This window comes from Pseudomonas sp. RU47 (genome assembly GCF_004011755.1).
Classification (GTDB): Bacteria; Pseudomonadota; Gammaproteobacteria; order Pseudomonadales; family Pseudomonadaceae; genus Aquipseudomonas.
Map to the genome: position 1 here is coordinate 5,025,716 of NZ_CP022411.1, position 14,410 is coordinate 5,040,125.

The following is a 14,410-nucleotide window of genomic DNA, read 5'->3' on the forward strand; positions in this document are numbered from 1 at the left end:
ACTGTGAAGACGACATTCGCCGAAAATTCGAACTTCTCAATTAAGAGAACTCACAAATTTTACCTTAGCCTGATCCGTTACCAGTGAAAGTAACGTTCAGTCTATCTTTCTATCACATACCCAAATTTTTAAAGAACGAACTAGTCAAAGACTAGAAATCAACATTCACCATCACCACGATGGAATGCTCATTTCTAAGCTTTATACAAGAGAAGCAGTAGTGGTGGAGCCAAGCGGGATCGAACCGCTGACCTCCTGCGTGCAAGGCAGGCGCTCTCCCAGCTGAGCTATGGCCCCGTATTTCTACAGGCGTTTCCCACACAAAATTGGTGGGTCTGGGCAGATTCGAACTGCCGACCTCACCCTTATCAGGGGTGCGCTCTAACCAACTGAGCTACAGACCCAATTTCGGGCTGCTTCTTTCGTCTTCTTCAATGAATCAAGCAATTCGTGTGGGAACTTATGGAGCAGCTGATGTCGTCGATTAAGGAGGTGATCCAGCCGCAGGTTCCCCTACGGCTACCTTGTTACGACTTCACCCCAGTCATGAATCACACCGTGGTAACCGTCCTCCCGAAGGTTAGACTAGCTACTTCTGGTGCAACCCACTCCCATGGTGTGACGGGCGGTGTGTACAAGGCCCGGGAACGTATTCACCGTGACATTCTGATTCACGATTACTAGCGATTCCGACTTCACGCAGTCGAGTTGCAGACTGCGATCCGGACTACGATCGGTTTTATGGGATTAGCTCCACCTCGCGGCTTGGCAACCCTTTGTACCGACCATTGTAGCACGTGTGTAGCCCAGGCCGTAAGGGCCATGATGACTTGACGTCATCCCCACCTTCCTCCGGTTTGTCACCGGCAGTCTCCTTAGAGTGCCCACCATTACGTGCTGGTAACTAAGGACAAGGGTTGCGCTCGTTACGGGACTTAACCCAACATCTCACGACACGAGCTGACGACAGCCATGCAGCACCTGTCTCAATGTTCCCGAAGGCACCAATCCATCTCTGGAAAGTTCATTGGATGTCAAGGCCTGGTAAGGTTCTTCGCGTTGCTTCGAATTAAACCACATGCTCCACCGCTTGTGCGGGCCCCCGTCAATTCATTTGAGTTTTAACCTTGCGGCCGTACTCCCCAGGCGGTCAACTTAATGCGTTAGCTGCGCCACTAAGAGCTCAAGGCTCCCAACGGCTAGTTGACATCGTTTACGGCGTGGACTACCAGGGTATCTAATCCTGTTTGCTCCCCACGCTTTCGCACCTCAGTGTCAGTATCAGTCCAGGTGGTCGCCTTCGCCACTGGTGTTCCTTCCTATATCTACGCATTTCACCGCTACACAGGAAATTCCACCACCCTCTACCATACTCTAGCTCGACAGTTTTGAATGCAGTTCCCAGGTTGAGCCCGGGGATTTCACATCCAACTTAACGAACCACCTACGCGCGCTTTACGCCCAGTAATTCCGATTAACGCTTGCACCCTCTGTATTACCGCGGCTGCTGGCACAGAGTTAGCCGGTGCTTATTCTGTCGGTAACGTCAAAACAGCAACGTATTAAGTTACTGCCCTTCCTCCCAACTTAAAGTGCTTTACAATCCGAAGACCTTCTTCACACACGCGGCATGGCTGGATCAGGCTTTCGCCCATTGTCCAATATTCCCCACTGCTGCCTCCCGTAGGAGTCTGGACCGTGTCTCAGTTCCAGTGTGACTGATCATCCTCTCAGACCAGTTACGGATCGTCGCCTTGGTGAGCCATTACCTCACCAACTAGCTAATCCGACCTAGGCTCATCTGATAGCGCAAGGCCCGAAGGTCCCCTGCTTTCTCCCGTAGGACGTATGCGGTATTAGCGTTCCTTTCGAAACGTTGTCCCCCACTACCAGGCAGATTCCTAGGCATTACTCACCCGTCCGCCGCTGAATCCAGGAGCAAGCTCCTCTCATCCGCTCGACTTGCATGTGTTAGGCCTGCCGCCAGCGTTCAATCTGAGCCATGATCAAACTCTTCAGTTCAAACATCTTTGGGTTTTTAAGAAACCCTAAACTTGGCTCAGCAATCGTTGGTTACATCTTTGATTTCTCGCGGAGTAACTTGTGATGCTGATAATCTTGTTGACTACCAGTCTGACTCCACAAGCACCCACACGAATTGCTTGATTCAGTTGTTAAAGAGCGGTTGGTTAAGATCTTTCGTCTCAACCGAGGCGCGCATTCTACAGCAGCCTCATTTGCTGTCAAGTGATTATTTTCAGAAGTTTTCGAAGAATTCTTCAACAACTTCAACCACTTGCGCTTCCGATCTCTCGTCAGCGGGAGGCGAATTCTACAGCGTTACACGCTGCTGTCAACACCTCTTTTTCAACTTCCTTTCGGCTTCGATGAACTGAAGCAACCCGCTGCCGAAACCTACATAACTCATTGAATCTCAAGGAGTTTTCCGTTTCGACTGCGCCGGAAGTGGGGCGAATTATAGACATCTCAAATCTGCCGTCAACCGTTAATTTCACTTTTCTATCGAAAACACCCGAAAGCCCTTCTATCTATATAGAAGGCGCTACCGCATTGAGAGAAAACAGCTATCAGGTAGCCGAAAACCCTATAGATGAGATCGACCCGTCCACACAACGGAATATCAGGCGGCACAAAATGATCGCGTTATAGAGCGGCTGGAGGCCGGTGAAATCTGGTAACAGAGGGAAGTTCAAACAATAGATGGTGTCCCAGGGCAGGTTCGAACTGCCAACCTTCCCCTTAGGAGGGGGATGCTCTATCCAATTGAGCTACTGAGACACGGGGTTGTCACAAGCAGACGCTGCGTGACGGACGGCCTGCATGTTAACGGCCAAGTCCTGATTTGTCATGTCATCCGTAGCCATATTAAGTGTAGGCATGCACACCGCAATGCTGCGGGAAGTTTTACCGTGCATTTTGCACGCCCTTAAGACGCCACCAATGCAGATTGCAAGCCCAGCAAACCCAAAAAACCTCTCAAATCCTTGTTTTTAAAGGACTAAACAGCGGTTAGACTGTTGGCACGACGACTGCTTTGCCTGTTCCATAGAAGAACAATCGGAGCGCCGCTCATGAATACCACCCTCTTACTTGCAAACGCCGCTGCATTGGCGATTTTGGCCAGCTTTCACTTTATGCCTGAAAGCGCCACCCAGAAATCGGTAGCCCAACGTATGCCGCATTATCTGCAAGTGCAGAGGCAACCCCAATTGGCAGTTCTAACCGATAAAGACAGCTTTGCTCCAAGAGCTGTCAGCGCCCGAGAGCAAGCCCTGCCACCCCAAATGATCAACCGTCTGGTTTTTTGAAATATCTTCAGGAGTACAGCATGTCAAAGTCAGCCGCAGGATTTCTGATTCTCGCCGTTATGAGTGGTGTCATGCATTTTTCGCTGTTCGAGGACACCGCTGTCACCCTGCCACTGATTGTTTGCGGCGTGTTTTCGGTATTGTTTGTCCTGGCACTGATCGCTGGTCGCAAAATCAAGTTCGATCCGGTACTGCGTTAAACCGGATCACATCCAGCAATTGACTCACCGCGCCCGCCAAGTCGCCCGAATTGTCGATTACATGTACCGACTCATCGCTTGATATTCTGTCGTTGAACAGGGTATTGCGGCCAAGTCGAGCCTCTATCTGTTCAAGTGTCTCCCGACCGCGTCGAAGAAGACGCTCTCGCAAAACCTCGTCATCTACCGTCAATAGAACAGGTACCAACGTCGGGTAGCGCTCCAACGCTTGGCGCAGGTTTGCGCGAGAGCCGTTGACCAGCACATGCCGCCCCGCTGCCAACAAATGATTCATCTCAATCGGTATTCCATACGCAAGACCGTTAGCATGCCAAGCCAGCGAAAAATCGCCAGCGAACTGACGATTCTCGAATTCCTCGGGCGTCACACCCACCGCATCCTCGCCCACCGACTCGGCTGATCGAGTAATAACCCGCCGGATGATCTCGCAGTTCATTGCCTGCAGTGGTTCACGTGCAGCCTCAATCAAACTGTCCTTGCCCGAACCGGACGGCCCCATCAAATAAATAAGCTTGCCATCCATCCTGAAAACGCCCTCCGGCAGGTGTCTGCCACTAGTAAATCGGCAATTTGCCACTATCCTGTACAGATAAGGAGCAAGGATGCAGAACCCGCATAGCATGCACGTTCTGATGCTTGCGGACATCAATTGATGTACCGCCGGAAGCGGCAAAGGATGTGGACAGAGGCGAAGATTTCCAACCAGTCCGCATTTCTGATAATTGGTGCTGGCATTACGCCTTTACCCAGCTCAATATTTGTCACAGAATTGACGCCAATGATCTGGCAATTTTGAGGCATGATGCGGGCCTCTTAACAATTCAGGTTGAACCATTTGGCGCGGATGCTTGTCCTACCACACATCCTGCGGCCAATCCCGAGAACCGCTCCCCTGAACTAACCGGTTAAATATATGCGCCCATTGAAACAGGCAATTTATTCCAGCCGTACGGCTGACAAGTTCGTCGTACGTCTGCCAGACGGAATGCGTGAACGCATTGCCGAGGTGGCTCGCAATCATCATCGCAGCATGAACTCCGAGATCATTGCGCGCCTTGAGCAGAGTCTTATTCAGGAAGGTGCACTGGGCGAAGAGCTGAGCATGCGCCTGGACAGCCCGGAGCTGTCGTTGCACGAGCGCGAGCTGTTGCAACGTTTCCGCCAGCTATCTCATCGTCAGCAAAACGCTTTGGTGTCCTTGATTGCCCATGACGCCGAAATGGCAGCAGACGCGTCCTGAGCCATACCGAACATCTCAAGCCAGCTTAACTGCTGGCTTTTTTTTGCGCGGAATTCGAGATTTCGCAGACAAGAAAAAGCCCGCCAATAGGCGGGCTGTTTCGATGCAGCTGATCAGAGCAGGAAGATTGTCGCCAGCCCGAGGAAGATGAAAAAGCCACCACTGTCGGTCATCGCGGTAATCATCACACTCGCACCCATGGCCGGGTCGCGCCCCATTTTTGCCAGGGTCATCGGGATCAATACTCCCATCAACGCCGCCAACAGCAAGTTGAGCGTCATAGCCGCTGTCATTACCACGCCCAACGACCAACTGCCGTAGAGAAGATAAGCAACCACACCAATCACACCGCCCCAGACCAGGCCATTGATCAGGCCTACCGCCAGCTCTTTGCGCATCAGGCGCGAAGTATTGCCTGTGCTTACCTGGTCGAGCGCCATGGCGCGAACGATCATGGTGATCGTCTGGTTACCGGAGTTGCCACCAATACCGGCCACAATCGGCATCAGCGCTGCGAGCGCTACCAGCTTCTCGATCGAGCCTTCGAACAGACCGATCACTCGAGAGGCGACAAACGCAGTGATCAAGTTGATCGCCAGCCATGCCCAACGGTTGCGTAAAGACTTCCAGACGGAGGCGAAAATGTCTTCCTCTTCACGCAGACCGGCCATGTTGAGAACTTCGTTCTCACTTTCTTCACGAATCAGGTCAACCATTTCGTCAATGGTCAGACGACCAATCAGCTTGCCGTTCTTATCGACCACCGGAGCCGAGATCAAGTCGTAACGTTCGAACGCCTGAGCAGCGTCGTAGGCATCTTCGTCCGGATGGAAACTCACCGGATCGCTGGCCATCACCTCGGCAACCTGCTTGTCCGGATCATTGACCAGCAGGCGCTTGATCGGCAGCACACCTTTGAGCACCCCGTCGTAGTCGACGACGAACAGCTTGTCGGTATGACCCGGCAGCTCTTTGAGGCGACGCAGATAACGCAGAACAACTTCGAGGCTGACATCCTCACGGATGGTTACCATCTCGAAGTCCATCAACGCGCCGACCTGCTCCTCGTCGTAAGACAGGGCCGAACGGACGCGTTCACGTTGCTGGTTATCCAGGCTCTCCATCAACTCATGAACGACGTCTCGCGGCAGCTCGGAAGCCAGGTCAGCAAGTTCGTCGGCGTCCATGTCCTTGGCAGCAGCCAGGAGTTCGTGATCGTCCATGTCGGCGATCAGCGTTTCACGAACGGAGTCGGATACTTCGAGAAGAATGTCGCCGTCGCGATCAGCCTTGACCAATTGCCAGAGCGTCAGACGGTCGTCCAGCGGCAAGGCTTCAAGAATGTAGGCGACGTCGGCGGAGTGCAGATCATCGAGTTTGCGCTGCAGCTCGACGAGATTTTGCCGGTGAACCAGATTTTCGACGCGGTCGTGATGCGCGCCTTCCTGGCGATGAGTCAGGTCTTCGACGACCCGCTGACGCTGCAGCAGCTCGACGACCTGAGCCAGGCGATCCTGCAGGCTTTCTTGTGTTTTCTTTACTTCGATTTCAGACATAGGCGAACTCCACTCCCAGCAGCGGGGCACGCCGGAAGGATCAATCAGTCAATTCATGATTGGTGAAACGGGGTACTGAGTAACTACTGGGTAAGTCCATGGAGGTTTTCCATAAGCCCCGGCGGGGCTGACGGGCGCAATGATACACCGCCTGACGGTTTAAAACGTTAAAAAATCACGGTCGAAACAAGCGCTTGCGAAACAAACCTGAGCACTGTCCTGATCCCTGCACATGCGACGACTCATCCTGAAAAGAAAACACACCAACACTCGAAAATGTAGCGTCTACCCTTGAGCGTAGATCGTCATGGAGGACGCCGAATGCCATTGAAACCATCCCACCTCGTACTCACCAGCCTGCTCTGCCTGCCGCCCACCGGGGCCGCCCTCACCCTCCATCGCTGCGAAGCCGCCGATGGCAGCATCACGTTCACCTCGATGAGCTGTGCACAAGGTGAGCAGCGCTCAGCACAGGAAGTCCACCCCTACTCACCCGGATCAGTTGTGGCAGTGATGCCGGAACACAACCATGAAGAAACATCCGGCATGACAACCAAAGGCCGCGAACCAGGCATCGTTGGCCACACCGAAGACAAATGCGGAAATCTGATCGACGCCAGGCAACGGCGCGCAGCGATCATCAATCGACGCGTCATTGCCGGCATGAACCAACAAGACGTCGAAAGCGCGCTAGGCAAACCGGACAAGGTGAATACCCGAACATCGACGACCAGCTATCGATACGACCTCAAGCGAGGCCGTAGTGCTCAAATTGATTTTGATGAGAGGGGATGCGTGAAGGCAAAAGCCAAATCCCGGACAGCAAAAAGCCCGCGATAAACGCGGGCTTTTCGGTATATGGTGCACTCGACAGGATTCGAACCTGTGACCGCTCGGTTCGTAGCCGAGTACTCTATCCAGCTGAGCTACGAGTGCATTTTGTGTTTTTAGCCCAGACCACAACTGGATGAAGCCAAGTTATCTGCATTGCTGCAACTAACTCTTAAATGGTGCACTCGACAGGATTCGAACCTGTGACCGCTCGGTTCGTAGCCGAGTACTCTATCCAGCTGAGCTACGAGTGCATTTGTGTTTTTAGACCAGATCACATCTGGTTGAAGCCGAGTTATTTACATCGCTGTAACTAACTCTTAAATGGTGCACTCGACAGGATTCGAACCTGTGACCGCTCGGTTCGTAGCCGAGTACTCTATCCAGCTGAGCTACGAGTGCATTTGTTGCGCCGCATTATAGCCCGTCTAATCTCTATTCCAACCACTTTTTCTATTAATTTCAACAACTTACAGAAAAAGCCAGATTACGACGTACTAAGCAAATAATGGCGGAGAACGGGGGATTCGAACCCCCGACACCCTTTTGAGGTGTACTCCCTTAGCAGGGGAGCGCCTTCGGCCACTCGGCCAGCTCTCCGCAACACGGGGCGTATCTTAACCAACCTTTTCCCCGTTTGCAAACATAAAAATCGATAAAAATTAATGGCTTGGTTCTTCGTCCTTCTCTTTCTTTATACGCAGGTAAATTTCCTCACGGTGCACAGCAACCTCTTTCGGGGCGTTGACGCCGATACGCACTTGGTTTCCTTTAACGCCGAGCACGGTCACGGTGATTTCGCCATCACCGATAATCAGGCTTTCTGCGCACCGACGAGTCAGAATCAGCATACCTTTCTCCTCACGCAATTCAGTTCAGGGACAACAGTCTGCAAAAAAAAGGCACCCGACCTACAACCGGAGCGATCGTAGCCCTACATGCCTGAGTATTGACCAGCGCGAGCAAAAGAACAGTTCAGGGCTCGCGCCATTCAAAAAATAAAGGGCGCGGTCAGACCGCGCCCTTCAAGAAACGGAATTACTCGCCTTGACGGGCCGGAGCATCCAGTTCGAAAGCCGTGTGCAGGGCGCGCACAGCCAGTTCCAGGTACTTCTCTTCAATCACCACGGAAACCTTGATTTCCGAAGTCGAGATCATCTGGATGTTGATGCTTTCCTTTGCCAGGGATTCGAACATGCGGCTGGCCACGCCTGCGTGGGAACGCATGCCGACGCCGACGATCGAGACCTTGGCAATCTTGGTGTCGCCTACGACTTCACGGGCACCGATCTCGCGAGCGGTGTTTTCCAGCACGGTCTGTGCGGCCTGGTAGTCGTTGCGGTGCACGGTGAAGGTGAAGTCGGTGGTGTTATCGTGCGCGACGTTCTGCACGATCATGTCGACTTCGATGTTCGCGGCACTGATCGGGCCGAGAATCTTGAACGCCACGCCCGGGGTGTCTGGCACGCCACGGATGGTCAGCTTGGCTTCATCGCGGTTGAAAGCGATGCCGGAAATGATCGGCTGTTCCATGGTTTCCTCTTCATCAATAGTAATGAGGGTGCCCGGACCCTCCTTGAAGCTGTGCAGTACGCGCAGCGGAACGTTGTACTTGCCGGCGAATTCCACCGCACGGATCTGCAACACCTTGGAACCGAGGCTGGCCATTTCCAGCATCTCTTCGAAGGTGATCTTGTCCAGACGCTGAGCGACCGGCACAACGCGCGGATCGGTGGTGTAAACACCATCAACGTCGGTGTAGATCTGGCACTCGTCAGCCTTCAACGCAGCAGCCAGTGCCACGCCGGTGGTGTCAGAACCGCCACGACCCAGGGTGGTAATGTTGCCGTGCTCGTCGACGCCCTGGAAACCGGCGACAACTACCACGCGACCCGCTTTCAGATCACCACGAATCTTCTGGTCATCAATCTGCAAGATACGCGCTTTATTGTGCGCACTGTCGGTCAGGATCCGCACCTGATTACCGGTGTACGACACCGCCGGCACACCGCGCTTGATCAGCGCCATGGCCAACAGGGCAATCGTCACCTGCTCACCGGTGGAAACGATCACGTCCAGTTCACGCGGAACCGGTTGGCCGTCGCCACTGATTTGCTTGGCCAGATCGATCAGACGGTTGGTTTCGCCGCTCATTGCAGACAGCACAACCACCAGGTCATCGCCGGCATCGCGGAATTTCTTAACCTTGTCGGCGACCTGCTCGATTCTCTCGACAGTACCGACCGAGGTGCCTCCAAATTTCTGTACGATCAAAGCCATTTCAAAGCCGCCTCTGCCCATGAAGGGCGCCCAATAATCACTCGAACAGCCGCCGGGCCCGCCACTAGACTGCGGGCCCGACGGGCCGTCTTATAAACCCTGCTCGACGAATGGAGCGGTCAGCGCCAGTGCGCCATCCAGCGCGCCGGCATCAACACCGCCGCCCTGCGCCATGTCCGGACGACCACCGCCCTTCCCGCCCACTGCCGCAGCAGCCTGTTTCATCAAATCACCGGCTTTGAGTTGGCCAGTCAGGTCTTTGGTTACGCCTGCAACCAGAACGACCTTTTCCTCATGGACACTGCCGAGCAGGATCACTGCGCGGCCGAGTTTGTTCTTCAACTGATCAACCAGCGCCAACAGCGCCTTGGCGTCCTGACCATCCAGACGTGCGGCCAGAACCTTCACGCCTTTGACGTCCAGAGCCGAGGACGACAGATCGTCGCCCGCAGCACTGGCCGCCTTGGCTTGCAACTGCTCGAGTTGCTTCTCCAGTTGGCGATTGCGCTCCAGCACAGCCGACAGCTTGTCGATCAGGTTGTCGCGGCTGCCCTTGACCAGGCTGGCCGCTTCCTTGAGTTGTTCTTCTGCAGCATTCAAGTAGGCCAGTGCCGCAGCACCGGTCACTGCTTCGATACGACGCACGCCCGAGGCCACACCGCCTTCGCTGATGATTTTCAGCAGGCCGATGTCGCCGGTACGGTTGGCGTGGATACCGCCGCACAGCTCGACGGAGAAATCGCCGCCCATGCTCAGCACGCGCACGTTGTCGCCGTACTTCTCGCCGAACAGCGCCATCGCGCCTTTGTTCTTGGCGGTTTCGATGTCGGTTTCTTCGGTTTCAACCGCCGAGTTCTTGCGGATCTCGGCGTTGACGATGTCTTCCAGCGCTTTGATCTGCTCAGGCTTGATCGCTTCAAAGTGGCTGAAGTCGAAACGCAGACGCTGGCTATCCACCAACGAACCTTTCTGCTGAACGTGCTCGCCCAGTACCTGACGCAGTGCCGCGTGGAGCAAGTGGGTTGCCGAGTGGTTCAACGAAGTCGCGTGACGCACTTCGGCATCGACGTGGGTTTCCACTGGCGCGCCGATGGTCAGGCTGCCCGAATCCAGCACGCCGTGGTGCAGGAATGCGCCGCCAGTCTTGGTGGTGTCACGTACGTCGAAACGTGCGCTGCCCGCCTGAAGGAAACCGCAGTCGCCGATCTGGCCGCCGGATTCAGCGTAGAACGGCGTCTGGTTCAGAACGATCACCGCCTCTTCGCCTTCATTCAAGACGTCGACCGACTGGCCATCTTTATAGATAGCGACAATTTTTGCCGAACCGCTGGTGTCTTTGTAGCCGGTGAATTCGGTGGCCACATCAACCTTGACCAAGGTGTTGTAGTCCAGACCGAACGAGCTGGCCGAACGCGCGCGAACACGCTGGGCTTCCATCTCACGTTCGAAACCGGCTTCGTCGACCGTCAAGCTGCGCTCGCGGGCGATGTCGGCGGTCAGGTCCATCGGGAAACCGTAGGTGTCGTAGAGTTTGAACACCACGTCGCCCGGCACCACGGTGCCTTTGAGTTCCAGCAGGTCCTGCTCGAGAATTTTCAGGCCGTGCTCCAGGGTTTTGGAGAACTGCTCTTCTTCGGCCTTGAGCACGCGCTCGATGTTGCTTTGCTGCTTTTTCAGTTCCGGGAAGGCTTCGCCCATCTCGGCAACCAGCGCCGCGACGATCTTGTAGAAGAAGCTGCCAGTAGCGCCCAGCTTATTGCCGTGACGGCAGGCGCGACGGATGATCCGGCGCAGCACATAACCGCGACCTTCGTTGGACGGCAACACGCCGTCGGCGATCAGGAAGCCGCACGAACGGATGTGGTCGGACACTACTTTCAGCGAAGACTGATCACCGTTTTCGCAACCGATCGCTTCGGCCGAGGCCTTCAGCAGGTTCTTGAACAGATCGATGTCGTAGTTGGAATTGACATGCTGCATCACCGCACTGATCCGCTCCAGGCCCATACCGGTATCGACCGACGGCGCTGGCAACGGATGCAACACGCCGTCGGCGGTGCGGTTGAACTGCATGAACACGTTGTTCCAGATCTCGATGTAACGATCGCCGTCTTCTTCCGGCGAGCCCGGTGGGCCGCCCCAGATGTGGTCGCCGTGATCGTAGAAAATCTCGGTGCATGGGCCGCACGGGCCGGTATCGCCCATGGTCCAGAAGTTGTCGGAGGCGTACGGCGCGCCTTTGTTGTCGCCGATGCGAATCATGCGCTCGACCGGCACACCGATTTCTTTGGTCCAGATGTCATACGCTTCGTCGTCGGAGGCGTAGACGGTGACCCAGAGTTTTTCCTTCGGCAGTTGCAGAACGCCGGTCAGGAAGGTCCACGCGTAGGTAATCGCGTCCTTCTTGAAATAGTCACCGAAGCTGAAGTTACCGAGCATTTCGAAGAACGTGTGGTGACGAGCGGTATAACCGACGTTTTCCAGGTCGCTGTTCTTGCCACCGGCACGCACGCATTTCTGGCTGCTGGTCGCACGGGTGTACGCACGTTTTTCCTGGCCCAGGAAGCAGTCCTTGAACTGGTTCATCCCCGCGTTAGTGAACAGCAGGGTTGGGTCGTTGCCCGGAATCAAAGAGCTGGAGGCTACACGGGTGTGGCCTTGCTCTTCGAAGAAGCGAAGGAAGGCTTCACGGATTTCTGCGCTTTTCATTAGGTTCTTCCACGGAGGCTGCGGCCAAAGGCCTGTTCGAAACGTCAACAGACGAAGCGACGGCAAAGGGCCGCATTATATCGGCCCTGCGCGCGGGGTACAGCGTGTTTATACGATAGAAACGGTCAATTGGACGGCTAACGCTGTCACTTGCGCGAAAACTCGACGAATGTCGCGATCACTTGCTCGATTTGCGAACGATTGACGTCCATGTGCGTGACCATACGCAGACGCGCAGCAGCGCTCAATCTGATCCCGCGTTCGCCGGCAAACGCCTTGAGTGCTTCGGCTTTGTCGCCCATTTGCACATAAACCATGTTGGTTTGCACGGGTTCGACGATGAAACCTGCTTCACGCAAGCCATCGGCGAGCAATTGCGCGTTGGCGTGGTCGTCGGCCAGACGCTCGACGTTGTGATCCAGCGCATACAGGCCTGCCGCTGCCAGCAGTCCGGCCTGGCGCATGCCGCCGCCGACCATTTTGCGCAAGCGACGAGCTTTGCCGATCAACTGCTCAGAGCCGCACAGCACCGAACCCACCGGGGCACCGAGGCCTTTGGACAGGCACACCGACACCGAATCAAAGTACTGAGTGATTTCCCGTGCATCCACACCAAGTTTCACCGCTGCGTTGTATAGGCGCGCGCCGTCGAGGTGCAGTTGCAAGCCTTTGTCCTGAGTGAAGCGGCGGGCGCGGGCCAGATACTCCAGCGGCAGCACTTTGCCCTGCATGGTGTTTTCCAGCGCCAGCAAACGAGTTCGAGCGAAATGGAAGTCATCCGGCTTGATCGCTGCCGCAACCTGATCCAGATCCAGCGAGCCGTCAGCCTGCACTTCCAGCGGCTGTGGCTGGATCGAACCGAGCACCGCCGCGCCACCGCCCTCGTACTTGTAGGTATGCGCCTGCTGACCCACGACGTATTCGTCGCCGCGCTCACAGTGCGCCATCAACCCCAGCAGATTACTCATGGTGCCGGTCGGCACGAACAAAGCGGCGGCAAAGCCGAGGCGCTTGGCCAGCTCGGCCTCCAGGCGATTGACCGTTGGATCTTCGCCGTAAACGTCATCACCGGTGTCCGCCGCAGTCATCGCGTCGAGCATGGCCGGAGTCGGTTGGGTGACGGTGTCGCTACGAAGATCGATAACACTCATGAACCTGGCCTCTAATCAGCAGGGGAAATCCCTTTACGAAGTGGAATTACTGCGGTCATCGCGTGGATTAATCAACCCTTGCGCAAGGAAAAGTCATTTCGAGTCGTCAAAAAATTCGATGGCAATCATCAGAAAGGCGCAATGCACAGACACACAATCTGTGTTAAAAACGCTGCGCCGCCCGAGAAAGGGCGGCAAAAACGTTCTCAGGGCGGGGTGCAATTCCCCACCGGCGGTAATTGCGCGCAATGCGTATAGCCCGCGAGCGCTTGGCGACGAACACGGCAAAGGCTGTGATCGGCGGCAAGGTCAGCAGACCCGGTGTGATTCCGGGGCCGACGGTCATAGTCCGGATGAAGAGAGAACGGGATTAACGCCAAAGGGCCGTCCGCGTGCATTCGTGCGTGCGCTCGTACCCTTGAATCCCTTTCGATTCATAACGCCCTGTTTTTCACACAAACAGGAGTCAGAACATGCAACCCACCGCTATCGACAGCAAAAGCAAACACCCTCATGGCGAGCGCGTCGCGTTCATCCAGGCCTGCTGGCACAAGGAAATCGTCGACCAGAGCCGTAAAGGCTTCGTTGCCGAAATGATTGCCCTGGGTTATCAGGAATCCGACATCGATATCTTCGAAGTCGGCGGCGCTTTTGAAATGCCGCTGCACGCCAAGTTACTGGCCAAGACCGGTCGTTATGCCGGCATCGTCGCGGCAGCCCTGGTGGTGGACGGCGGCATCTACCGCCACGAATTCGTCGCCCAATCGGTGGTCAGCGGCCTGATGCAGGTGCAACTGGAAACCGAAGTGCCGGTGTTCTCGGTGTCGCTGACGCCGCATCACTTCCATGCCGGAGACGAGCATCAGAAGTTCTTCTTTGAGCACTTTGTACACAAGGGTCAGGAAGCGGCAAGGACTTGCGCGGATACGCTGCAGAAAGTTCGGGCATTGCGCCGTACAGAGCCGCGTGCTGTAGCCGTCTAAGCCTCGAACGATCGTTCCCACGCTCTGCGTGGGAATGCCTCAATGGACGCTCTGCGTCCGCTTTGGGACGCGGAGCGTCCCGGGCTGCATTCCCACGCGGAGCGTGGGAA

The 14,410-nt window shown here is 55.4% G+C and carries 11 protein-coding genes, 7 tRNA genes, 1 rRNA gene and 1 riboswitch; of the genes, 5 read left to right on the top strand and 14 right to left on the bottom strand.

The features are described from left to right. Window positions 1-221: 221 nt before the first annotated feature. The 4 genes from CCX46_RS22905 to CCX46_RS22925 form a co-directional block, all read right to left on the bottom strand. Window positions 222-297: transfer RNA gene (locus CCX46_RS22905), tRNA-Ala, on the bottom strand. 30 nt (window positions 298-327) lie between these two features. Next, window positions 328-404 (bottom strand) — tRNA-Ile (locus tag CCX46_RS22910). A gap of 81 nt (window positions 405-485) precedes the next feature. Next, window positions 486-2,022 (bottom strand): 16S ribosomal RNA (locus CCX46_RS22915). Window positions 2,023-2,722: 700 nt separating this feature from the next. Further along, window positions 2,723-2,799, bottom strand: a tRNA-Arg gene (locus tag CCX46_RS22925). A 293-nt stretch (window positions 2,800-3,092) separates the two neighbouring features. Here CCX46_RS22925 and CCX46_RS22930 point away from each other — a divergent pair. After that, on the top strand, window positions 3,093-3,329 hold the full coding sequence (locus CCX46_RS22930; RefSeq protein ID WP_127929423.1) for a hypothetical protein: 237 nt from the start codon (window positions 3,093-3,095) through the stop codon (window positions 3,327-3,329). A gap of 20 nt (window positions 3,330-3,349) precedes the next feature. Then, window positions 3,350-3,529: a PA3371 family protein gene (locus CCX46_RS22935; RefSeq protein WP_127929424.1), complete on the top strand. Its 180-nt coding sequence runs from the start codon at window positions 3,350-3,352 to the stop codon at window positions 3,527-3,529. On the opposite strand, the gene phnN is transcribed toward CCX46_RS22935, so the two are convergent. Then, entirely contained in the window at window positions 3,504-4,073 is a 570-nt protein-coding gene (gene phnN, locus CCX46_RS22940; protein ID WP_127929425.1) for a phosphonate metabolism protein/1,5-bisphosphokinase (PRPP-forming) PhnN, read from the bottom strand. The two genes, CCX46_RS22935 and phnN, sit on opposite strands and share 26 nt — an antisense overlap. A gap of 390 nt (window positions 4,074-4,463) precedes the next feature. On the opposite strand from phnN, the gene CCX46_RS22945 reads away from it, so the two are divergent. Next, complete coding sequence (locus tag CCX46_RS22945) at window positions 4,464-4,790, top strand: Arc family DNA-binding protein (protein WP_003178899.1); 327 nt, start codon at window positions 4,464-4,466, stop codon at window positions 4,788-4,790. Between the two features lie 113 nt (window positions 4,791-4,903). Here CCX46_RS22945 and mgtE read toward each other — a convergent pair whose 3' ends face one another. Next, the gene (mgtE, locus tag CCX46_RS22950) at window positions 4,904-6,346 is read right to left on the bottom strand and encodes a magnesium transporter (protein WP_007919330.1); all 1,443 of its coding nucleotides are present in this window, start codon (window positions 6,344-6,346) and stop codon (window positions 4,904-4,906) included. A gap of 321 nt (window positions 6,347-6,667) precedes the next feature. On the opposite strand from mgtE, the gene CCX46_RS22955 reads away from it, so the two are divergent. Beyond that, a complete protein-coding gene (locus tag CCX46_RS22955) occupies window positions 6,668-7,186 on the top strand; it encodes a cell envelope protein SmpA (protein ID WP_127929426.1) in 519 nt (172 codons plus the stop codon). 19 nt (window positions 7,187-7,205) lie between these two features. Here the strand turns inward: CCX46_RS22955 and CCX46_RS22960 are convergent. From CCX46_RS22960 to ltaE, 8 genes are all read right to left on the bottom strand, one after another. Next, window positions 7,206-7,282: transfer RNA gene (locus CCX46_RS22960), tRNA-Arg, on the bottom strand. A gap of 72 nt (window positions 7,283-7,354) precedes the next feature. Next, window positions 7,355-7,431, bottom strand: a tRNA-Arg gene (locus CCX46_RS22965). Window positions 7,432-7,502: 71 nt separating this feature from the next. Further along, window positions 7,503-7,579 (bottom strand) — tRNA-Arg (locus CCX46_RS22970). A 107-nt stretch (window positions 7,580-7,686) separates the two neighbouring features. Continuing rightward, a tRNA-Ser gene (locus CCX46_RS22975) sits at window positions 7,687-7,777 on the bottom strand. Window positions 7,778-7,839: 62 nt separating this feature from the next. Continuing rightward, complete coding sequence (gene csrA, locus CCX46_RS22980) at window positions 7,840-8,028, bottom strand: carbon storage regulator CsrA (RefSeq protein WP_002554426.1); 189 nt, start codon at window positions 8,026-8,028, stop codon at window positions 7,840-7,842. Between the two features lie 187 nt (window positions 8,029-8,215). Next, complete coding sequence (locus CCX46_RS22985; RefSeq protein ID WP_008086083.1) at window positions 8,216-9,457, bottom strand: aspartate kinase; 1,242 nt, start codon at window positions 9,455-9,457, stop codon at window positions 8,216-8,218. A 90-nt stretch (window positions 9,458-9,547) separates the two neighbouring features. Next, window positions 9,548-12,166 carry an alanine--tRNA ligase gene (gene alaS / locus CCX46_RS22990; RefSeq protein WP_127929427.1) on the bottom strand — a complete coding sequence of 873 codons (2,619 nt, stop codon included), beginning with the start codon at window positions 12,164-12,166 and terminating at the stop codon, window positions 9,548-9,550. A 146-nt stretch (window positions 12,167-12,312) separates the two neighbouring features. After that, complete coding sequence (gene ltaE, locus CCX46_RS22995) at window positions 12,313-13,317, bottom strand: low-specificity L-threonine aldolase (RefSeq protein WP_127929428.1); 1,005 nt, start codon at window positions 13,315-13,317, stop codon at window positions 12,313-12,315. Between the two features lie 198 nt (window positions 13,318-13,515). Beyond that, window positions 13,516-13,687: riboswitch (FMN riboswitch) on the top strand. A 103-nt stretch (window positions 13,688-13,790) separates the two neighbouring features. On the opposite strand from ltaE, the gene CCX46_RS23000 reads away from it, so the two are divergent. Then, window positions 13,791-14,300 carry a 6,7-dimethyl-8-ribityllumazine synthase gene (locus CCX46_RS23000; RefSeq protein ID WP_016983960.1) on the top strand — a complete coding sequence of 170 codons (510 nt, stop codon included), beginning with the start codon at window positions 13,791-13,793 and terminating at the stop codon, window positions 14,298-14,300. Window positions 14,301-14,410: the final 110 nt, after the last annotated feature.